Here is a 20,572-nt window from a genome sequence, read left to right on the forward strand (position 1 = left end):
ATGAGTGCCGAACGCCCGGCGGCCCCGATCCCCGCGCGGCCCGCGCCGCCGCGCCCGCGCGCCGGCTGGTCATGGCACCATCCGGCGACGCGCGCGCGCATCTGGCAGCTGCTGGCGCTGCTGGGCATCGCCGCGCTGCTGGGCTGGCTGATCCACAACACCCAGTCCAACATGGCGGCGCGCGGCATCCAGAGCGGCTGGGACTTCCTCGGCCAGACCGCGGGCTTCGATATCGGCGAGCAGCCGATCGCCTATGAATCGTCGGACAGCTACTGGCGCGCCTTTGCCGTTGGCCTGCTCAACACCCTGCGCGTGGCGCTGGCCGGCATCGTGCTGTGCACGCTGCTGGGCGCGCTGGTCGGCATCGGGCGCTTCTCGCGCAACCTGCCGGTGCGCGCGCTGTGCCGCGGCTACGTGGAGCTGTTCCGCAATGTGCCGCTGCTGGTGCAGTTGCTGGTCTGGTACCTGCTGCTGGTCGAATACCTGCCCGATACGACCGAGGCCTGGTCCTGGGGCGGGGCGGTGTTTCTCAGCAAGTCGGGGCTGGTGCTGCCCTTTGCGCAGCATGGCGCCGACGGCTGGCACTGGAGCCGGCCGGTGCTCGAGGGCTTTTCCATCGAGGGCGGCGCCGCGCTGTCGCCCGAATTCCTGGCGGTGCTGGCCGGGCTGACCTTCTACACGGCAGCCTTTGTCGCCGAGGTGGTGCGCGCCGGCATCCTGGCCGTGCCGCGCGGGCAGATCGAGGCCGCGCAGAGCATTGCGCTCAGCCGCTGGCAGACGCTGCGCCTGGTCACGGGGCCGCAGGCGCTGCGCGTGATGGCGCCTGCGCTGACCAACCAGTACCTGAACCTGACGAAGAATTCCTCGCTGGCGGTGGCCGTGGGCTACCCGGATCTGGTGTCCATTGCCAACACTAGCCTGAACCAGACCGGCCGCGCGCTGGAATGCATTGCCATCGTGATGGCCGTCTACCTGACGCTGTCGCTGGCCACCGCGCTGCTGATGGGCGGACTCGACCGGCGCGATCGCGCGCGCCAGGCGCCATGAGCGGGCTGCGGACTTCTCCCATTCCCGCCCGCGCCGCGCCACCGCGCGTGGGCGGCGCGCTGGCCTGGGTGCGGCGCGAGCTGTTCGGCAGCTGGGTCAGCGCGCTGACCACGCTGGCGCTGCTGGCCTGGGCGCTGTGGGCGCTGCCCGGTGCGCTCGACTGGCTGCTGTGGCGCGCCGTCTGGCATAACGATGCGCAGGCCTGCCAGGCCGCGCGCGGCGTCGGTGCCTGCTGGGGTGTGATCACCGAGAAGCACCGGCTGATCCTGTTCGGCCGCTATCCGCTGGAAGAGCAGTGGCGCCCGCTGCTGGCCACCGGTCTGCTGCTGGCGCTGGTGATTGCCAGCGGCATGCGGCGTTTCTGGACGCGCTGGCTGGTCATTGCCTGGGTGCTGGTCTGGGCGGTGGTCTTTGCGCTGATGGGCGGCGGCGTGGCCGGCCTGTCGCCCGTGCCCACCGAGCGCTGGGGCGGGCTGCCATTGACGCTGATGCTCACGACGCTGTCCATCGTGCTGGCCTGCCCGCTGGCGGTGCTGCTGGCGCTCGGCCGGCGCTCGCGCATGCCGGCGATCCGCGCGCTGTGCACGGTGTTCATCGAACTGGTGCGCGGCGTGCCGCTGATCTCGGTGCTGTTCATGGCAAGCTTCCTGTTCCCGCTGTTCCTGCCCGTGGGCGCCACGCCCGACGTGCTGGTGCGCGTGCTGCTGGGCATCGCGCTGTTTGCCTCCGCCTATCTTGCCGAAACGGTGCGCGCCGGCCTGCAGTCCGTGCCGCAGGGCCAGCTCGAGGCCGCGCACAGCATCGGCCTGGGCTGGTGGCAGACGCAGCGCCTGGTGGTGCTGCCGCAGGCGCTGGGCGCGGTGGTGCCGGGGCTGATGAACAGCTTCATCTCGATCTTCAAGGACAGCTCGCTGATCACCATCGTGAGCCTCTATGAACTGACCGGCTCGCTCGGCCTGGCGCTCAGCGGCGACCCCGAGTGGCGCCCGTTCATGGTGGAGGGCTACCTGTTCATCACCGCGATCTATTTTGTGGTCTGCGCCGCCATGTCCCGCTACAGCCTCTGGGTCGAGCAGCGGCACGCGCGCGGCCAGGCCCGTTGAAAGAATCCATGCCAGACATTCCGATGGTCCGCTTCGAGCAGCTGAACAAATGGTTCGGACGCGAATTCCACGTGCTGCGCGACATCGATCTCGACATTGCGCGCGGCGAGCGCCTGGTGGTCTGCGGCCCCTCGGGATCGGGCAAGTCGACGCTGATCCGCTGCATCAACGCGCTGGAGCCGTTCCAGGAGGGCCGGCTGTCCGTGAACGGCACGGCGCTGGCCGTCGAGGGCCGCGAGGACCTGCGCGCGGTGCAGCAGGTGCGCCGCAGCGTGGGCATGGTGTTCCAGCAGTTCAACCTGTTTCCGCACCTGAGCGTGCTGGACAACCTGACGCTGGCGCCGCGCCACGTCGGCCGCGTCGCGCGCGCCGAAGCCGAGGCCCATGCGCTGGCGCAGCTCGAGCGCGTACACATCGCCGAGCAGGCGCACAAGTTCCCGCAGCAGCTCTCGGGCGGCCAGCAGCAGCGCGTGGCCATCGCCCGCGCGCTGTGCCTGTCGCCGCAGATCCTGCTGTTCGACGAACCCACCTCGGCACTCGACCCGGAGATGGTGCACGAGGTGCTGGACGTGATGGTCGAGCTGGCGGGGCAGGGAATCACCATGGTCTGCGTGACCCATGAGATGGAATTCGCGCGTTCGGTGGCGGACCGCGTGGTGTTCATGGACCAGGGGCAGATCATCGAGGAGGGGGAGCCGGAGGCGTTTTTCTCCAATCCTCGGAGTGAGAGGGCGGGGCAGTTTCTGGATAAGTTGCTGGGGAGGAAGTAGGGGACATGCCTTTCTCAGGCTGCGCCCTGAAACGCCCTTCGACAGGCTCAGGGCGAGCGGTAGTGGGGAGGCTTAGGATGGAAGGGGGCGGCTAAAGGGTAAAGAGATCACCATAGGGCAGAGCGCTTCACCCCCCGTTCGTCCTGAGCCTGTCGAAGGATGAACGGCCTGCCCTCGAAACCTCGTCCCAATCCCCCCGCATCATCGCTTCCTTCTTCCGACGACTTCATCCCTTTACCTGCCGCTCGGCTGCAAGCGCTTCTTCACGACTCGCAACCTCCTGCGCAAACACCAGCGCTACAGGCCGGCGCAAAAACGTGTAGCAACCAGGGAATGCCCCGGCAACATGCTGCGCCACCCGCTGCTCGAGATTGTCCGTATGTCCGGTGTAATAGGTGCCGTCATTGCAGCGTAGTAGGTAAATCCAGAAGCCCATGGAGTCCTCCGTGCGGTAGCGGCGGGCCGAGCACGCCCCAAAACGCCCTTCGACAAGCTCAGGGCGAACGGTGGTGGGGGCTACATTTCCCTGGGAAACGCCACCACATGCTCCACCGCCAGTTTCATTCCCACCCATTCCCCCACCGCATGGTCATGGTGGCTGGGCACATGCGCCATCACCGTCTGGCCGCTGGGCAGGCGCATGGTGTAGAGGAACTCCGAGCCGCGGAAGGACTTGCGCACGATCTGCGCCTTGACCTCGGCGTTGTCGTCGTGGATCACGTCGTCGGCGCGCAGCAGCACGTCGCATTCGCCGTTCGGGTAGCTCGCGGGCAGCGGGCATTCGGCCAGGTCGCTGAGCTCGCCCAGCGGGGTCTCGGCCACCACGCCGTTCTCGCGCATCACCAGGCGCGCTGGCAGGAACACGCCATGGCCGATGAAGTCGGCCACGAAACGCGTGGCCGGGCGGTGGTAGAGCGTATAGGCGTTGTCCCACTGGTGCAGCGCGCCCTGGTTCATCACGCCGATCACGTCGCCGATGGCAAAGGCCTCGAGCTGATCGTGCGTGACGAACAGCGCCGTCGCCCCCGCGGCCTTGAGGATGGCGCGCACCTCGTGCGCCAGCCGCTCGCGCAGATCGACATCGAGGTTGGAGAAGGGCTCGTCCAGCAGCATCAGCTGCGGGCGCGGCGCCAGCGCCCGCGCCAGGGCCACGCGCTGCTGCTGCCCGCCCGAGAGCTCGTGCGGGAAACGCGCGGCGCTGCCCTCGAGGCCTACCAGCGCCAGCACCTCGGCCACGCGCGCCGCCTGCTCGCTCTTTCGCAGCCCGTGGATGCCGAAGGCCACGTTCGCGCCCACGCTCAGGTGCGGAAACAGGGCGTAATCCTGGAACACCATACCGATGCGCCGCTGCTCGGGCGGCACCGAAAGGCCGGCGCTGCTGACCAGCTGGTCCATGAGGCGGATCTCGCCGTCGCTGACCGGCTCGAGCCCGGCCACCGCGCGCAGCAAGGTGGTCTTGCCGCAGCCCGAGGGGCCGATCAGCACGCCGATGTCACCGGCGTTCAGATTCAGTGAAACGCCTTGCACGGCGGCCTGCGGGCGGCCGCGGTAGCGCACCCCGAGTTGGGAGACCTTGAGAAACATTCCTCGATTGTAGGGCGGTGCAAATGCTTAGAATTCGCATTTGCACGAAAGGCCCCGGCCGCGCGCATCCCTGCCTTCCCTCAGCCGAGCCTCATCTTGCGCCGCATCATCTCCGCCTGCCGTTCCCTGCCCCTGATCCTGCTGGCGTTGCTGCTGACCTTGCCGGTGCTGGCGGTGTTTGCCGCCTGGCTGCCCTGGGGCGACGCCGATGGCCTGGCCGGCCCGATCCTGCGCGAGATGGCCTCCACGGTGCTGCCCGGCTATGTCTGGACCACGGTCTGGCTCGGCCTGATGGTGGCACTGGGCGCGGCCATCGTCGGCACCGTGGCCGCGGCCGCGGTGACGCTGTTCGATTTCCCCGGGCGGCGCCTGCTGGAGTGGCTGCTGCTGCTGCCGCTGGCGATGCCGGCCTATGTCACGGCCTATGCCTATACCGACTTCCTGCAGTTCAGCGGCCCGCTGCAGGTCTGGCTGCGCGAGACCTACGGCCTCGAGGGCCGGCTGCTGCCCGAGGTGCGCAGCCTGGGCGGCGCGGTCTGGGTGTTCATCTTCTCGCTCTACCCCTATGTCTACCTGCTGGCGCGCACCGCGCTGGGCGAGCGCGCGGCGCACCTGATGGAAGCGGCGCGGCTGCTGGGCGCGCCGCTGCGCCGGCGCATCATGACGGTGGCGCTGCCACTGGCGCGCCCGGCCGTGGCCGCAGGCGTGGCGCTGGTGCTGATGGAGACGCTGGCCGATTTCGGCGTGGCCAGCTACTTCGGCATCCAGACCTTCACCACCGGCATTTACAAGGCCTGGCTGTCGATGGACAACCGCATTGCCGCGGCGCAGCTGGCCACCTTCTTGCTGGTGCTGGTCGTGCTGCTGCTGCAGATCGAGGTGCGCGCCCAGCGGCGCATGCGTTTCGTCACCAACGGCGTGGGCCGCGCCGGTTCCGCCGAGGCCCAGCCGCTGCGCCTGCGTGGCGGGCAAGCCGCCATGGCCTGGCTGGTCTGCCTGCTGCCGGTGCTGATGGGTTTTGTCGCGCCGGTCTTTTTCATGCTGCGCCCGCTGGCGGCCGACTGGTCGGTGCTGCCCTGGTCGCGTTTTCTCGAATGGGCCGGCAACAGCGTACGCCTGGGCGCGATCACGTCGGTGCTGGCCGTCGCCATTGCGCTGGCGCTGGCCTTTGCGGTGCGCCGGCGCCCGGCGCCGCTCACGCGCGGCGTGGTGCAGCTTGCCAGCCTGGGCTATGCGGTGCCCGGAGCGGTCATCGTCGTGGGCCTGCTGCTGCCCGTGGGCTGGCTGCAGGCGGCCGTGCCCGACTGGGGCCTGGCTTCGCTCATCACGGCCACGGCGGTGGGCATCGTGTGGGCTTACCTGGTGCGCTTCTGCGCCGTGGCGCTGCAGTCCATGCTGAGCGGCTACGCGCGCATTCCCGTGAGCTTCGACGACTCGGCGCGCATGCTGGGCACGCGCAGCTGGGGCCTGCTGGCGCGCGTGCACTGGCCGCTGCTCAAGCGCTCCACCGCTGCGGCGGCGCTGCTGGTGTTCGTCGACGTGATGAAGGAGCTGCCCGCGACCATGGTGCTGCGGCCCTTCAACAGCGACACGCTGGCCGTGGTGGCGTACCAGCTGGCGCGCGACGAGCGCCTGGGCGAGGCGGCATTGCCCTCGCTGGCGCTGGTGGCGGTGGGGCTGGTGCCGGTGATCATGCTGAGCCGGACGCTGCGCTCGCGCTGAGTGGAGGGTCTGTTTACAGGGTGAAGCTTGTTCGCTTCGGTAAGGCAGTGCCGCATCTATTGTGCAGGCCCTTCACCCTTCGACAGGCTCAGGGCGAACGGGAACGGGAACGGGAACGGGAACGGGAACGGGAATGAGCGCTAAATCGTTCGTCCTGAGCTTGCCTGGGCGGCCCCGTCGAAGGATGGACGGCCAGCTCTCCAGCATGGGCAGGGCCGTTCATGGTCCGACGGGCTCAGGTTTCAGAACGAACAGGGAAGTCATTCGCCTGAGTAAACTCCGCCTCCATGACCCAGACACATCCCCCCTCCGACTTCCCCGTCACGATCTACCACAACGCGCGCTGCAGCAATTCCCGCGGCGCGCTGGCGCTGATCCGCGAGCGTGGCATCGAGCCGCGGATCGTCGACTACATCGCCGAGCCGCTGGATGCGCCCGCGGTCGCGGCGCTGGTGCAGAAGCTGGGCGTGCCGGTGCGCGAACTGCTGCGCAGCAAGGAAGCCGAATACGCCGAACTGCGGCTCGATGATCCCGCGCTGGGCGATGCGCAACTGATTGCCGCCGTGGCCGCCCATCCAGTGCTGCTCAACCGCCCGATCGTCGTCACGCCGCGCGGCGCGGCGCTGTGCCGCCCGCCGGAGAAGGTGTTGGCGCTGCTGCCCGCATGAGCCCCGCGCCGGGCGTTTTCTCGCCCTGGCCCGAGGCGCTGCGGCGATCCGGCCAGCGCCTGGCCTATCTCGGCCCGGCCGGCACCTGGACGCATCAGGCCTGCCTGCAATGGCTCGAAACCGCGCGCCTGCAGCCCGGCCCTGCGCTGCTGGCCATGCCGGCCGACGCGGTGCTGCAGGCGCTCGCGGCGCGCAGCGTCGATATGGCGTGCCTGCCCGTGAGCACGCGGCTGGTGGGTGCCACGCCCTATATGGCAGCGGTGCGGGCCCTGCTGGAGCGCAGCGGCGCAGGCAATGGCGATACCCTGCAGGTCGTCGGCGAATGCCGGCTGCAGCTGGGCTACAGCCTGATGGCGCGGCCCGGCGTGCACCGCGCGCAGCTGCAGGCGCTCTGCGCCCACCCCGTGGCGCTGCGCGAAGCCGCGCCCTGGCTGCGCCAGCACCTTCCGTCACTGCCGCACCGGCCCTGTGCCTCGGCGGGCGCGGCGGCCGAGGCCGTGGCCGCGGCGCACCAGGAGCCGCTGGCCTGCCTCGGCCCGCCGCTGGCGGCCGCAATGCATGGCCTCGCGGTGTTGCAAGGCGGCATCGAGCAGGGCCCGCACAATGAAACCCGCTGGTGGCTGCTGGCGCGCGCCGCGCCGCCGCACTCCCCGGCAGATGCGCAGCATCCCTGGCTGGGCCGCTTCGGCCTGGCGCATGGCGCTATGCTTGAAGCATGAGCCAGCTGCCCACCCCATTCGCCGCCATGCCCGCGCACCCTGCGCCCGCGGGGCCGCGCCAATGACGACCTTCGCGCTGCTCTCCGGCCTGGGCCACAGCATCGTGGTCATCGCCAGCCTGCTGGTCTACATGGTGGCCACGCGCATCGGCCACCAGCGCCGCCACCCTTCGGCGGCGCTGGCCTGGGTCGTGGCCATGGTGGCCATTCCCTATGTGGCGCTGCCGCTGTTCATGCTGATCGGCAGCCGCAAGTTCCTGAGGCCGATGCAGCGCCAGGCGCCCTTGCTGCCCGCTCCGTCGCCCTGGAGCGATGCGGACGCGCAAGCCGGCGCCGCGCCCCCGCAATGGGTGGCGCGCCTGCTGCGCGCGCTCGATCTGCCCGAGGCCATGCGCAACTCCCATGTGCAATTCCAGTCCGGCGGCGACGAGGCGCTGGCCGCGCTGCTGGCCACCATCGACAGCGCGCGCGAACAGCTCGCGCTGTGCACCTATGTGCTGGCCGCCGACGCGACGGGCGAGCAGGTGGCCCAGGCGCTGCAGCGCTGCGTGGCGCGCGGCGTGCAGGTGCGGGTGCTGATCGACGCCATCGGCAGCCTGCAGACGCCGCGCACGCTGCTGCGCGACTGGCGCGGCATGGGCATCGCGGTGCGGCGTTTCATGCCGCTGCTGCACAACCCGCTCTACGGCCGGCTCAACCTGCGCAACCACCGCAAGCTGGTGGTGGCCGATGCGCGGCGCATCTGGAGCGGCGGGCGCAATCTGGCCGACGAGTATTTCGTCGGCAGCAATGGCGCGCCACCCTGGGTCGACCTGGGCTTCGTCGTGGAAGGCCCGCTGGCGGCCCAGGCGCTGGCGCAGTTCGATGCCGACTGGCGTGCCGCGCCGGGGCGCATCCACCGCAAGAAGCACCGCGCGCCCCCGGTGGCGCAGCCCGCGGCACTTGCTCCCGCCCCGGGCCAGACCTGGGCGCAGTGGATCGCCAGCGGCCCGGACCATGCCGACGACACACTGCATGCGCTGCTGCTGTCGGCCGCGTTCCAGGCGCGCGAAAGCATCGTCGCGGTCACGCCGTATTTCGTTCCCGATGATGCGCTGGTCGCGGCCTGGGCGCTGGCGTGCAGGCGCGGCGTGCGGCTGCGCCTGCTACTGCCGCGCTGCTCCAACCACCGGCTGGCCGACTGGGCACGCGAGCGCGCGCTGCGCCAGCTGGCCCAGGCCGGCGCCGAGATCCACCTGCTGCCGGCCATGCTGCACGCCAAATGCGTCATCGTCGATGGCGAATGGGCGCTGTGCGGCTCGCTCAACCTCGATGCGCGCAGCCTGTTCCTGAACTACGAAGCCATGGCCGCGTTCTACGGCCAGGCCGAGGTGCAATGGCTGTGCGACTGGCACGAGCAGCTGCAGGCCGGCGCCGAGCCCTATGTCGGCCGCCGGCCTTCCTGGCCGCGCGAGATCTTCGAGGGCATGGTGCGGACGGTGGCGTTCCAGCTCTGAGCGCAGCGCAGCCGAAAAAAAACCGGCAACCCTCGCAGGCTGCCGGTTCGTGCCGAGCTATGAAGCTCAGTCGATCAGCACGACTTCGACGCGGCGCGCTTCGGCATTGCTGCCGCTGGCCTGGGTCTGCTCGGGCTTGCGCAGGTCGATGGCTTCGGGCTTCACGCCCAGCGCCACCAGGGTGTTGTGCACGGACAGCGCGCGCTGCTTGGACAGCTCGGCATTGATGGCGGCATCGCCCGTGGCATCGTGGTAGCCGGAGATCTGCGCGCGCTTGCCCTGCGTCACGCCGCGCACCACATCGGCCAGCGCTTCATTGCTGCCTGGCGCCACGTCGGCCTTGCCGGTGGCGAAGTAGAACTTGACCACGCCGTTGTCTACGCGCACCAGCGCTTCCTCATAGACGGCACCGGCGGGGATCACCCCGACGGGCACCGCTGCGGACTCGGGCGACTTGAGCACGCGCTGATAGACCACGACGCCGATCACCGTGGCAACGATCAAGGCAATCAAGCCAAAAAGAAAACCCAGCGCGAAACGCTGCTGGCTGTCGTCATCGGAACTGGTGGCCATGTCTGAACTCCCTTGGATGTGAATGGATGCGGCGCAGCACCTGCAGCGCGCGCGACGAATCGATTGTAGAGGGCTGCGCCGGCACGCTGTCAACGCCGCCGCGGCGCGTCTGCAGGCGGCGCGCAGGGCGCCGGTCCGTGCCCGGCTTGGCGTCGGGATCGGGCCCTACAGCCGGGTTTTTCCGCCGCGGTTCACCATGGGCCATGGGTTTTTTCCGCTGTCACAAGGAGACATCATGGCCCACCCATCCTACGATGCGACGCAACTCAAGGACCTGCTGCTGCAGATGCTGGAAACCGAGCTGGCCGGCGAACAGGTCTACAAGAAAGCCATCACCGTGGCGCGCAACCCCGATCTCAAGAAGGAGTGGCAGGAATACCTGGCGCAGACCCAGAACCACTACAACGTCCTGCGCACGCTGTGCGAGGATCTGGGCATCGATGCCGGCGGGCGCAGCGCCGGCCGCGACGTCGCCAAGCACATCGGCAATGCGCTGGTCCAGACCATCGAACTGGCGGTAGGCAGCGGCACGGCGCAGGCGGCCGAACTGATCGCCTGCGAATGCGTGGTGCATGCCGAAACCAAGGACCACGCCAACTGGGAGCTGCTGGGCCAGGTGGCGGCAGTGGCCAGTGGCGAGCAGGCGAAGCTGCTGAAAGACGCGTATGCGCGCGTGGAGCAGGACGAAGACCACCACCTGTACCACAGCCAGGGCTGGTGCCGCGAGCTGTCGCTGCAAGGCCTGGGCATGCCGGCGGTGCTGCCGCCGCCCGAGGAAGTGCGCAATGTGGCAACTGCCACGGAAGCCGCACGCGCCGGACAGCAGCGGCGCAGCATGCTTTGAGCCCTGCCTCAGTCGATTTCGGCCGTGGCCCTCGTGGCCGCGGCCGGATGTGCGGCGGGAGCCATGGTGGAGGGCGTCGAGGGCGGCACCTTGGCCGCCAGCGGCAGCACCCGCGTGCCGCAGCGGCGGCAAAAGCGCGCGTCGTCTTCATGGCGGTTCTCGCCGCAGGTGCGGCATTCGACACCCTTCATGCGCGCGCGGGTGCCGGTGCTGCGCGAGATCTCGGCGCCGACGATGCCGGTCGGCACCGCCAGCACGCCCCAGCCCAGCAGCATCATCACCGAGGCGAAGAAGCGGCCCACCGAGGTGGCCGGCGTCACGTCGCCATAGCCCACTGTGGTGACGGTGGAGATCGCCCAGTAGATGCCCGTGGGCACGCTGGTGAAGCCGTTTTCCGGACCCTCGATCACGAACATCAGCGTGCCCATGACGAACACCAGCACCGCGACGACGCTCAGGAACACGAAGATCTTGCGCATGCTCGACTGCAGCGCCCGGCCCAGCATCAGGTACTCGTCGAGAAAGCCGCGCAGCGCGGGAAAGATGTGGAAGGTGCGCACCAGCCGCAGCGCACGCACCGCCGCCAGATACTGCGCCTCGGGAAAGAAGATCGCGAGATAGGCTGGAACGATGGCCAGCAGATCGACGATGCCGTAGAAGCTCAGCGCGTAACGCCAGGGCTTGCGCACCGAGACCAGCCGCAGCAGGTATTCCACGGTGAACGCCACCGTGAACACCCACTCCAGCGAGCGCAGCAGCGTGCCGCGCCAGCCCTCGGAGATCGCCGGCACGCTGTGCGCGATCACCACGCCCAGACTCAGCACGATGGCCAGCGTCAGGTAGCGCTCGAAGGCCTTGCCCATCTGGGTATTGGTCTCGAACACCGTGCGGTATAGGCTCTCGCGCCAGCGCGCCACGGGCACGCCCAGGCGCTCGGCGGAAGGGTAGTTGTCGCGGAAGAAAGCCGTGAAGGCAAACAGGCGCATGGCAGGTACGGGCGGAAACAGGGGCAGGAAGAAGGCGCGGCGCGCCTGGCCCTCAGGTGATCTTGAACACCCAGCGCTGGGGCTTGCCGCCCGACTTGCCTTCGTAGACCGCCCACTGCTTGATGCCCTTGACCAGCACCTGCTGGCTGATGTCGCGCACCGCCTTCTTCGTCTTGAGCTGCGCGCCGAGCCAGTCCTGGATGTGCGCGTAATGCGTGCCTTCCTGGCCTGTGGGGACCAGCAGTTCCTGCCCCGCGACTTTGCCTGCGGAGGTGACGGTGATTTCGGTGGCGGGCATGGGATGCGTCTTGGCGATGAAATGAAGGTGGGCGCTGCCGCAGGGAGCGGCGGACCCCGCATTTTGCCTGCACCCCGCCGCGGCCGCAGCTTCGGGGGCATAGCGCCCGGCCCGGCCCAGCCTCAGGCGCCGGGCAGCGCCGCGATCACTTCCATCTCGATGCGCACCGGCGCGATCAGCCCCGAGATCACGGTCGAGCGCGCGGGATGGGGCGCCTGCGCGAAACGCTCGCCATAGGCCGCGTGGAACGCTGGGTAGTCTTCGGCATGCGTGAGCCACACGTTCACCTTGAGCACATGCTCCAGGCCCGCGCCGGCCTGCGCCAGGATGGCGGCGATCATGTCGAGCACGCAGTGGGTCTGGCCCGCGATGTCCCCGGCCGCGGGGCGGCCGGCCACCATCGGCACTTGGCCCGACACGAAGAGCAGGCCATTGTGCGCGGTGGCCTGGGAGATGGGCTGCGCCACGCCGGCGCGCACCACCGGCCCGCCGATGCAGCCGAAGGCCGGCGCCGCCGCGCGCTCAGTCGGCCCTGGCACCGGATTTCTCCACGATGTCTTTCCACTTGCCGGTCTCCTGCTTCACGAACTGGGTGAAGGCGGCGCTGCCGTTGCCCTCCATCACGAAGCCGCGTTCGGCGAAGAAGGATTGCACGTCGGGCGCCTTCACGGCCGCACTCACCGCCAGGTTGATCTTCTGCACGATGGCATCGGGCGTCGCGGCCGGCGCGAACAGGCCCTGCCACGACAGCGCCTCGAAGCCCGGGAAGCCGCTTTCGGCCACGGTGGGCACGTTGGGCAGGATCGGATTGCGCTGGGCGGAAGTCACGGCCAGCGCGCGCAGCTTGCCGCTTTCCAGGTGCGGCTGCAGCACCAGCAGGTCGCCAAAGGAGGAATCGATCTGCCCGCCCAGCAGGTCCGTCACCTTGGGGCCGTTGCCGCGGTAGGGGATGTGCTCGAGCCGCGCACCCGTGGCCTGCTTGAACATCTCGCCCGTCAGGTGCATGGAGGTGCCGTTGCCAGCCGAGCCGAAGCTCAGCGGCCGCGGGCCGTTCTTCGACAGCGCAATGTATTCCTTGACGCTGTTGGCCTTGACGTTCGGGTTCACCGCCAGCACCAGCGGCGCGCTCACCAGCATGGTCACGGGCTTGAAGTCGTTGATCACGTGGTAGCGCAGGTTCGGGTACAGCGACTGCGCGATCGCGTTGCTGCCGGTCACGCCCATCAGCAGCGTGTAGCCGTCGCCCGCGGCCTTGGCCACATATTCGGCGCCCACCGCGCCGCCGGCGCCGGGCTTGTTCTCGACGATGACGGCCTTGCCCCAGGCGGCGCGCAGCTTGTCGGCGACGCGCCGCGCCAGCAGGTCGGTGCTGCCGCCCGTGGGAAAGGGCACGACGATGCTCACGGTCTTGGAAGGATAGTCCTGCGCCGTTTCGGCCGCGCTGGTGGTGCAGGCCAGCGCCAGGGCGCAGGCCAGGAAGCCGGATGCGAAGTGGGAGGTTTTCATGGTTCTTGCGGGTTGATGATGCGATCAGGAAGAAGAGGGTGCGGCGCCCCAGCCGCCGGCCCCTGCGGTGGCGATCGTGAGGCGGTCGCCGGCAAAAAGCGTGGCCGTGGACTTGGCGGACAGCGCCAGCGTTTCGCCGCCAGCGCGTTCGATGAAGGCCTGCGCGCACTCGCCGGGCTGGCCGCCGAGCACGCCCTGCGGCGCGATCGAGTGGCGCTCGCCGCGGTAGCTCAGCGTGGCCGTGCCTTCCAGCAGCCGATAGCGGCGCAGCACGCCGTCGCCGCCGCGGTGGCGGCCCGCGCCGCCCGAGCCCGCGCGCACGGCCACGGTCTCGACGCGCAGCGGTGCCTGGGCTTCGAGCACTTCGGCCGGCGTGTTGCGTGCGTTGCTGATGTCGGTGGAAACGCCGGCCGCGCCAGCGCCCTGCGGCGTGCCGCCCGCGCCGGCGGCAATGATCTCGGTGTACATCCACGGCCGGCCGTCGGCGCGCCTGCCGGCCATCGACAGCACCACGGCCGCGCCCGCGTTGGGCGCCGGAAAACGCGCGGGATCGGCCTGGGCCAGCGCGCCCAGCAGGGCGTTGACCAGGATCTTCAGCAGGTTGGTGCGCGCATTCACCGCCGCCGGGTACTGCGGATCGACCAGGCTGCCGGGCCGATGGCGCACGCGGATCGGCTCGAGGCAGCCCTCATCGCTGGCGCCATGAGGCGCAAGGATGCGCGCGAAATAGGTGATGGCCGCCTGTACCGCGCCGCGCGAGGCATTGGCCGGGCCCGTGCACTGGTCGGCGCAGCCGCTGAGGTCCACCTCGATCTCGCCAGCGCGCACCGTCAGGCGCACCGCGATGCGGATCTGGTCGGGCACCACGCCGTCGCCATCGAGCGCGTCGGCGTAGCCATACTCGCCCTCGGGCAACTGCGCGATGGCCGCGCGCGCCAGCGCCGCCGAAGCCGCCAGCTGCGCGGCGCACTGCGCCTCGAATCCGCTGCCGGCCTGCGCCAGCAGTTCCTGCAGCGGTGGCTCGCCGGCCAGCAGCGCCTGCCACTGCGCGGCCAGGTCGCCGCGCAGATTCTCCGGCGTGCGCGAATTCGCCTGCAGCAGCCGCAGGATGTCGGGCTGGATCGCATGGTCCTGGTACAGGCGCAGCGGCGGAATGATGATGCCTTCCTGGTGGATGTGCGTGGCGTTGCTCGGCAGCGATCCGGCCGCGGTGCCGCCCACGTCCTGGTGATGCAGGATGCATGCCAGCAGCGCCGCCAGCCGGCCCGCATGGAACACCGGGCGCACCAGCGTGATGTCGGGCAGGTGCGTGCCGCCGGCCCAGGGATCGTTGAGCATGAAGCCATCGCCCGCGCGCATGCCCTCGGCCGGGTAGGCCGCCAGCAGCCCGCGCACCGCCGGGCTCAGGCTGCCCAGCAGCAGCGGCAGCGAACGCGCCTGCGCGATCAAGCGGCCATCGGGCAGGAAGATCGCGGCCGCGCAGTCCATCGCCTCGCGCGCGATGCTGGAGACGGCCTGCTCCACCAGCACCGACTGCATGCCATCGGCAATCGTGCCAAGCCGATGGGCGAGGGTGGGCGCGTCGGCTTGCACAGCAGTGGGCGGGGCAGGCGGCGCCAGCGGCCCGGCCAGCGCCAGCACCGTCTGCAGCGTGCGCTCGTACTCCGTGTGCAGATGGCCGAAGCCATGCGACAAGCCGATCTCGAGCGCCGGGAAATGCCGCGCCAGCGCCTGCGCGATGGCCCGCTCGTGCGCCGGATTGCGCCAGGAAAACAGCAGGCAGACGGCGACGGCATCGAGTTCAGGCGCCAGCGGCTCCAGCTGCGCGATCAATGCGTCCAGGTCCAGCGGCTGAACCTGCTCGCCCGCGGCGTCGATGCGCGCGTCGATTTCCAGGCGCTGGCGCGCGGGAATCCATTGCTCCCAGGGCGACTGCGGCGTGCACAGCGCATAGGGGTCGGGGCGGTTCTGGCGGCCCAGCACCAGCAGGTCCGAGAAGCCCCGGTTGCAGATCAGTGCGATGCGCTTCATGGCTGGCCGAACCGCAACGGGCTGAAGGGCGCCAGATCGACTTCGGGCTGCCGGCCCGCGACCAGGTGCGCGATCTCGCGGCCCGTGGCCGCGCCCATGCACATGCCCATGTGGCCGTGGCCGAAGGCCAGCCACACGTTCTCGTGCCGCGGCGCGCGGCCCACCACGGGCAGGCTGTCGGGCAGGCAGGGGCGGTGGCCCATCCAGCGCGTCACCTCGCTGGTGTCGAGGTGCGGAAACAGCATCCGCCCCTGGCGCAGCAGCGCGTCGGCGCGCGCGTAGTTCGGCGGCGGTCGCAATCCCGCGAATTCCACCGTGCCCGCCAGCCGCAGGCCCATCTCCATGGGATTGACCATGAGGTTGTGCTCCGACGCCATCACCGTGTGGCGCAGCCGCAGGTTGCTGCTGCGCACCGTCACGTGGTAGCCGCGCTGGGTCTCCAGCGGAATCGACAGGCCGAGCTGGCGCGCCAGCTCGCCCGACCAGGCGCCGCCCGCGACCACCACGCCCTCCACGGCATGCCGTGCGCCATCGTCCGTCTCGATGCTGTTCACGGCCGCGCCCTGGCGGTGCAGCCGCACGACGCGCGCGCGCACCGACGCCGCGCCGCCGTCGATGCACGACTGGTGAATGGCTTTGACCAGCTTCGAGGGATCGAGCGTCGAGCCGTTCTCCGGCGCCAGCACGCCGAAGCGAAAGCGCCCCTTGAGGTCCGGCTCCAGATGCTCCAGTTCGTCCTGCTCGATGTCGCGCAGCGCCACGCCCAGCGAGCGGCGCAACTGCATGCCCCATGCCCACTGCGCCGCGGTTTCGCGCGAGGAGTACACGTACAGGCAGCCGGTCTTGCGCACCAGATGCCCGGCGCCGGCTTGCTGCAGCAGCGGGTCATAGCAGTCGAAGATGGGGGCGAGCAGGCCGCGCAGCGCCGTGGCGATGCGCGTGACTTCCTCGCGGCTGGAGTGGCGCAGCATGCGCAGCAGCCAGGGCAGCACCTGCGGTGCGTAGTCCCAGCGCACGGTCAGCGGGCCCAGCGGATCGAGCAGCCACTTCGGCGCCTTCTTCCACATGCCCGGCATGCCCACGGGCAGGCAGGCGCTGGGCGAAAGCGAGCCCGCGTTGCCGAAGGAGCAGGCCTCCCCGGGCGCCAGCGGGTCGAAGAAGGTGACGCGGTGGCCGTCGCGCATCAGCCAGGCGGCGGTGCAACTGCCCACGATTCCGGAACCAATCACGGCGATATTCATGGCGCCCATTGTTCGAACGCGCACCGCGCCGGGTCAAACGAATAAATCTGCTGCAGCCATCAGCAAAGCTGATGCCGCAGCCCGGCTGCGCCACATTGGCGCAGGCCCGCGGCCCAAAGCGGGGCAGGGCGCGGGGCCATGGGGCGCCAAGGCTGCGGCGCGCGCCATGCACCAGGCTGGGGTTCGCATGGGTCTTGCTTGCAGCCATGCCGTGGCACGATCGAGACACGGCGCCCGGCCGCGCTCCACCGTGCCCTGTTTTTTGGTGTTGCCATGAATATTTCCCTGCGCCAGATCCGCGCCTTCGTCTGCGTCGCCAGCCACCGCAGCGTCACCCAGGCGGCGCGCGAGATGCATTTGACCCAGTCCGCCGTGAGCATGCTGATCCAGCAGTTCGGCGAGCAGGCGGGCGTGCGCCTGTTCGAGCGCAGCCAGGGCCGCATGCAGCTGACGCCCCAGGGCGAGGAACTGCTGCCGCAGGCGCGGCGCGTGCTTGCCAGCCTGGAGCAGATGGAGGCCAGCCTGCACGACATGCAGCGCATGCACCGCGAACGGCTGCGCATTGCCGTGCCCCAGCTGCTGGCCTGCACCTGGCTGCCGCGCGTGCTCGACAGCTTCGGCCAGCGCTACCCCGAGGTGGCGCTCACGGTGGTCGACGGCACGGCCGACGAGGTGCTGGGCGTGGTGCGCAGCGGCGACGCCGAGCTCGGCATCGGCCCCGAGCGCCAGGCCGGGCCCGAGATCAACCGCATCTTTCTCACCGAGGTGCCGATGGTGCTGGTGTTCGCGCAGGATCACCGCTTCGCGCAGTGCAGGAGCGTAGCCTGGAGCGACCTGGGCAGCGAGGACTGGATTGCCTACTCCAGTGAATTCAACCAATACTTGGAAAAGCTCTTCGAGCGCAACAGCCTGCGCTTCGGCGAGCGCACGGTCACCCAGGTCAACCACCTGACCACGGCGCTGGCGCTGGCCGGCAACGGCATGGGCGTCACTGCCGTGCCGGCCTACGCGGCACAGCTGTCGGGCAGCTTCGGGCTGCGGCATGTGCCGCTGCACACCCCGGCGCTCGGGCGCGACTTCTTCATCTACCACCAGAAGGGCGCGCTGCTGTCGCCCGCGGCGCAGGTGTTCTGCAAGTCGCTGAGCGTGGGGCTGCAGCGGCTGGGGGAGCAGTGAGCGCTGGATTCAGCCGGCCTGGCGCATCGCCCGGGCCAGCGCGGCGTTGTCTACGGCCTCGAGCCCTTCGGCCGCGCCAAGCCGGTCGCGCGCTTCCTTGTTCTGGCTCAGCTTGCGCTTGCCCGTCAACGAGGTCAGCGCGATCTCGATGCCGACGATGGCGCGCAGCAGCTCGTCGACGTACCCCGGCGCCGCATCGGACATCTTCCACGGCCTGGGCTGCGAAGCCTCGTGCCGGCGCGTCAGGCGCCCCACCAGGCCGCGCACGAAACGCTCGTCGTCGCGCACCGTGAGCACGCCATGCGCGTGCACCACCTCGTAGTTCCAGGTCGGCACCTGCCGGTGCGCCTCGTGCTTGCTCGGGTACCAGTTGGGCGAGACATAGCCCTCGGCGCCGCGGAACACCACCATCACCTCGCTGCCCTCCGCGCAGCGCTGCCACAGCGGATTGGCGCGCGCCACATGGGCCGTGAGCCGCCGGGCCTCGGCATCGAACTCGAAGGGAATATGGTCCGCGTCCAGGCCCCCGGGGCCATGCGTGACGAGCATGCCCAGTGGGTGGTCGTGGATGATGCGCGACAGTTCTTCGGGGCGGACTTCGGCGAAGTAGGGAGGGATGTACATGGTGCGGCAGGTGGCTGGCGAAACGTATGCGGACCCCATCTTCGCGCGAAAAGCAGCGCCGCGCGGCAAGGTGCTGCCGGTTGTTGCGGATTCGCGCCTGATGCGGCGCAACAGACCCTCGCCGAGCCCGGCGCGCTCAGGCCTGGACCAGAGCGTCTTCGCCCTTGCTGTCCTGCACCAGGAACACGATCATCACGACGACCCCGATGACCGGCACGAGGTAGAGCAGCTGCCACCAGCCGCTGCGGCCCGTGTCATGGAGCCGGCGTGTCGTGACGGCAATCGAGGGCAGCACCGTTGCCAGGGCAAAGAGGAGCCAGAGTATGCCGCTGATCAGCGACAACCCGAAAGAGACGAGCATGGCGAACAGGCCGAACCACCAGTATTCGGAGCGGCTTGCGCGCCCGCTGAAATCCGCGTATTTGGCAAAGCACACGCGAATGGATTCCTGGAACGTCATGACTTCCCCTATGGTTTTTCGGTGAACACTGGCGGTATAAATGAATCTTGACGTAACTTTTGTATCTAATATTGAGGGTTTTTGGGGAGGCAGGCGGCCGTGGCGTCAAGGCCACGCATTTGCGCCGGCGGCGGGTCAACGAGCCTGGCTTTCCGATCGCCGCGGGAGCGTATCGGGCCATGTCCGGATCGATCCTCAATTCCACCCGGCGGCCCGGCCCACAGCGGATACCTGAAAATCCGCATCCTGCGACAATCGCCTCGCCCGCGGCTGCGTTCCATTCCAATGCGCGTCCCGAACGCCGCCGCCCGGCAGCCGTTTGCTCGCGCGCATTGCCCCTCGCCGGGCGGCTCTCGCGCGGAGCAAGGCTGCGCCGATCTATTCATCCTCCATGGTTCTCGACCCCTTCACCCTGCTCGTCATCACCGCGGCCATGGCTGCCGCCTCGGCGCTGTACCTGGCCGCCGAATGGGGCATCGTGCGCGAGCGCTCGCTGCTGCTCTGGAGCGCGGGGTTCGCCCTGGTCACCGTGGGCAGCTCGCTGGCCCTGCTGCGCTCCAGCGGCTACATGCTGTTCGGCATCTGGTTCCCCAACGGCTTGCTGATCGTCGCCCACTGGCTGTTCCTGGCGGGCGTCGCCGGGTTCACGCGCGTGCGGCTGCCGCACGCCTGGTGGCTGCTGGCCGTCGTCTGGCTGGCGATGCTGTTGCTGCCCGACGGCCCCTGGTGGTCCAAGGCGATGATGTGCGTCCAGTCGCTGCTGATCGCCCTCATCGCCGTGCGCGCCGGCCTGCTGCTGCGCCCGCAGGACGGCGCGCTGAGCGTGGGCGCGGCGCAGCTGCGCTTCGTCCTGCTGGCGCACGGGCTTTTCTACCTCGCCAAGGCCGTTTCGACCATGGCGCCCGACGCCATCGTCAACCTGGCCAGTTTCCGTGGCGCGGTGATCCAGATCTCGCTGGTGGAAGGCGTGATGGCGATCATGCTGCTCGCGATGTCCATGACCGGCACCGAGCGCCACCGTCGCGAGGAACGCATCGCGCAGATCGCCGCCCGCGACCCGCTCACGGCCCTGGACAACCGCCGCGCGCTCTATCTGCGCGCGCCGCAGCTGCTGGAGCAGGCGTCGCCGGCCAGCCCTGGCGCCTTGCTGCTGATCGACATCGACCACTTCAAGCAGGTCAACGACCTGCACGGCCACGATGCCGGCGACCGCCTGCTGCTGGCCCTGAGCGACCTCATCCGCGCTGCGCTGCCTCAAGGCGCGCTGGCCGCGCGGCTGGGCGGGGACGAGTTCGTGATCCTGCTGCGCAATGTCTCCGGCGCGGCCGCCCAGGCGCTGGGCCAGGGCCTGCGCGAGGCCTTCGCCCAGCAGGCGCGCGCGATGTTCGCGACGCCGGAGCCGGTGTCACTGAGCATCGGCGCCACCTTGTTCGACCAGCCCGACATGGAACTGTCGCACTGGCTCAAGCGGGCCGACGAAGCTCTCTACGCATCGAAGCGCAAGGGGCGGGATCGGATGGAGTTGGTGCCGGTCGCGAACGGGCGGGCGGACTGAGGGTTTCCAAGGAGAAAAAGAAAAAGGCCGCACGTCTGTGGACATGTGCAGCCTTGGAATTGGTCCCCTCAGCAGGAATCGAACCTGCATCTAGCGCTTAGGAGGCACTCGTTCTATCCATTGAACTATGAGGAGACGCCGCGCTATTGTAAGCGGATGCAGCCCCGATG

At 69.4% G+C, this 20,572-nt stretch carries 21 protein-coding genes and 1 tRNA gene; 10 read left to right on the plus strand and 12 right to left on the minus strand.

Going from position 1 to position 20,572, the window contains the following annotated elements; genetic code table 11:
- From M9799_RS11280 to M9799_RS11290, 3 genes are read left to right on the plus strand one after another with little or no spacing between them, the layout of a single operon-like run.
- Positions 1-1,047: an amino acid ABC transporter permease gene (locus tag M9799_RS11280; protein ID WP_231041772.1), complete on the plus strand. Its 1,047-nt coding sequence runs from the start codon at positions 1-3 to the stop codon at positions 1,045-1,047.
- Positions 1,044-2,150 carry an amino acid ABC transporter permease gene (locus tag M9799_RS11285; RefSeq protein ID WP_231041773.1) on the plus strand — a complete coding sequence of 369 codons (1,107 nt, stop codon included), beginning with the start codon at positions 1,044-1,046 and terminating at the stop codon, positions 2,148-2,150. The genes M9799_RS11280 and M9799_RS11285 overlap by 4 nt, the downstream gene beginning before the upstream one ends.
- An 8-nt stretch (positions 2,151-2,158) precedes the next feature.
- The gene (locus M9799_RS11290; RefSeq protein ID WP_304505198.1) at positions 2,159-2,920 is read left to right on the plus strand and encodes an amino acid ABC transporter ATP-binding protein; all 762 of its coding nucleotides are present in this window, start codon (positions 2,159-2,161) and stop codon (positions 2,918-2,920) included.
- Positions 2,921-3,146: 226 nt separating this feature from the next.
- On the opposite strand, the gene M9799_RS11295 is transcribed toward M9799_RS11290, so the two are convergent.
- Together M9799_RS11295 and M9799_RS11300 are read right to left on the minus strand one after the other, a co-directional pair.
- Complete coding sequence (locus M9799_RS11295) at positions 3,147-3,356, minus strand: GIY-YIG nuclease family protein (protein ID WP_231041774.1); 210 nt, start codon at positions 3,354-3,356, stop codon at positions 3,147-3,149.
- 80 nt (positions 3,357-3,436) lie between these two features.
- Positions 3,437-4,504 (minus strand): ABC transporter ATP-binding protein, encoded by a 1,068-nt coding sequence (locus M9799_RS11300; protein ID WP_231041775.1) that lies wholly within the window; start codon positions 4,502-4,504, stop codon positions 3,437-3,439.
- 96 nt (positions 4,505-4,600) lie between these two features.
- Between M9799_RS11300 and M9799_RS11305 the strand changes: the two genes are divergently transcribed.
- The 4 genes from M9799_RS11305 (at position 4,601) to M9799_RS11320 (ending at position 9,108) form a co-directional block, all read left to right on the plus strand.
- Entirely contained in the window at positions 4,601-6,226 is a 1,626-nt protein-coding gene (locus M9799_RS11305; RefSeq protein ID WP_231041776.1) for an ABC transporter permease, read from the plus strand.
- 287 nt (positions 6,227-6,513) lie between these two features.
- On the plus strand, positions 6,514-6,894 hold the full coding sequence (gene arsC, locus M9799_RS11310; RefSeq protein WP_231041777.1) for an arsenate reductase (glutaredoxin): 381 nt from the start codon (positions 6,514-6,516) through the stop codon (positions 6,892-6,894).
- Complete coding sequence (locus M9799_RS11315) at positions 6,891-7,613, plus strand: prephenate dehydratase domain-containing protein (protein WP_231041778.1); 723 nt, start codon at positions 6,891-6,893, stop codon at positions 7,611-7,613. The genes arsC and M9799_RS11315 overlap by 4 nt, the downstream gene beginning before the upstream one ends.
- A gap of 61 nt (positions 7,614-7,674) precedes the next feature.
- Positions 7,675-9,108 carry a phospholipase D-like domain-containing protein gene (locus M9799_RS11320; protein ID WP_231041779.1) on the plus strand — a complete coding sequence of 478 codons (1,434 nt, stop codon included), beginning with the start codon at positions 7,675-7,677 and terminating at the stop codon, positions 9,106-9,108.
- Between the two features lie 66 nt (positions 9,109-9,174).
- Here M9799_RS11320 and M9799_RS11325 read toward each other — a convergent pair whose 3' ends face one another.
- Positions 9,175-9,681 carry an OmpA family protein gene (locus M9799_RS11325; protein ID WP_231041780.1) on the minus strand — a complete coding sequence of 169 codons (507 nt, stop codon included), beginning with the start codon at positions 9,679-9,681 and terminating at the stop codon, positions 9,175-9,177.
- 235 nt (positions 9,682-9,916) lie between these two features.
- Between M9799_RS11325 and M9799_RS11330 the strand changes: the two genes are divergently transcribed.
- Positions 9,917-10,525, plus strand: coding sequence for a hypothetical protein (locus M9799_RS11330; RefSeq protein ID WP_231041781.1), 609 nt, complete (start codon positions 9,917-9,919; stop codon positions 10,523-10,525).
- 8 nt (positions 10,526-10,533) lie between these two features.
- Here the strand turns inward: M9799_RS11330 and M9799_RS11335 are convergent, their stop codons facing one another.
- The 6 genes from M9799_RS11335 to M9799_RS11360 form a co-directional block, all read right to left on the minus strand.
- Positions 10,534-11,511, minus strand: coding sequence for an ion transporter (locus M9799_RS11335; RefSeq protein ID WP_231041782.1), 978 nt, complete (start codon positions 11,509-11,511; stop codon positions 10,534-10,536).
- A 52-nt stretch (positions 11,512-11,563) separates the two neighbouring features.
- A complete protein-coding gene (locus tag M9799_RS11340; RefSeq protein ID WP_231041783.1) occupies positions 11,564-11,809 on the minus strand; it encodes a hypothetical protein in 246 nt (81 codons plus the stop codon).
- 122 nt (positions 11,810-11,931) lie between these two features.
- Positions 11,932-12,348, minus strand: a complete 417-nt coding sequence (locus M9799_RS11345) for a RidA family protein (RefSeq protein ID WP_231041784.1) — start codon at positions 12,346-12,348, stop codon at positions 11,932-11,934.
- The gene (locus M9799_RS11350; RefSeq protein ID WP_231041785.1) at positions 12,332-13,315 is read right to left on the minus strand and encodes a Bug family tripartite tricarboxylate transporter substrate binding protein; all 984 of its coding nucleotides are present in this window, start codon (positions 13,313-13,315) and stop codon (positions 12,332-12,334) included. The genes M9799_RS11345 and M9799_RS11350 overlap by 17 nt, the downstream gene beginning before the upstream one ends.
- A 24-nt stretch (positions 13,316-13,339) precedes the next feature.
- Entirely contained in the window at positions 13,340-15,346 is a 2,007-nt protein-coding gene (locus M9799_RS11355; protein WP_231041786.1) for a hydantoinase B/oxoprolinase family protein, read from the minus strand.
- A complete protein-coding gene (locus M9799_RS11360; RefSeq protein WP_231041787.1) occupies positions 15,343-16,587 on the minus strand; it encodes an NAD(P)/FAD-dependent oxidoreductase in 1,245 nt (414 codons plus the stop codon). Before M9799_RS11360 ends, M9799_RS11355 begins: the two co-directional genes overlap by 4 nt.
- A 273-nt stretch (positions 16,588-16,860) precedes the next feature.
- Between M9799_RS11360 and M9799_RS11365 the strand changes: the two genes are divergently transcribed.
- Positions 16,861-17,763: a LysR family transcriptional regulator gene (locus M9799_RS11365; protein WP_231041788.1), complete on the plus strand. Its 903-nt coding sequence runs from the start codon at positions 16,861-16,863 to the stop codon at positions 17,761-17,763.
- 9 nt (positions 17,764-17,772) lie between these two features.
- On the opposite strand, the gene M9799_RS11370 is transcribed toward M9799_RS11365, so the two are convergent.
- Entirely contained in the window at positions 17,773-18,387 is a 615-nt protein-coding gene (locus M9799_RS11370; RefSeq protein WP_231041789.1) for an FMN-binding negative transcriptional regulator, read from the minus strand.
- 136 nt (positions 18,388-18,523) lie between these two features.
- Positions 18,524-18,847: a DUF805 domain-containing protein gene (locus M9799_RS11375; protein ID WP_231041790.1), complete on the minus strand. Its 324-nt coding sequence runs from the start codon at positions 18,845-18,847 to the stop codon at positions 18,524-18,526.
- A 391-nt stretch (positions 18,848-19,238) separates the two neighbouring features.
- Here M9799_RS11375 and M9799_RS11380 point away from each other — a divergent pair, with 391 nt between their 5' ends.
- The gene (locus M9799_RS11380) at positions 19,239-20,402 is read left to right on the plus strand and encodes a GGDEF domain-containing protein (protein WP_231041791.1); all 1,164 of its coding nucleotides are present in this window, start codon (positions 19,239-19,241) and stop codon (positions 20,400-20,402) included.
- A gap of 60 nt (positions 20,403-20,462) precedes the next feature.
- Here the strand turns inward: M9799_RS11380 and M9799_RS11385 are convergent.
- Positions 20,463-20,537: transfer RNA gene (locus tag M9799_RS11385), tRNA-Arg, on the minus strand.
- Positions 20,538-20,572 lie beyond the last annotated feature (35 nt).

Origin of the sequence: Comamonas endophytica, assembly GCF_023634805.2 — a bacterium.
Lineage (GTDB): Bacteria > Pseudomonadota > Gammaproteobacteria > Burkholderiales > Burkholderiaceae_C > Comamonas > Comamonas endophytica.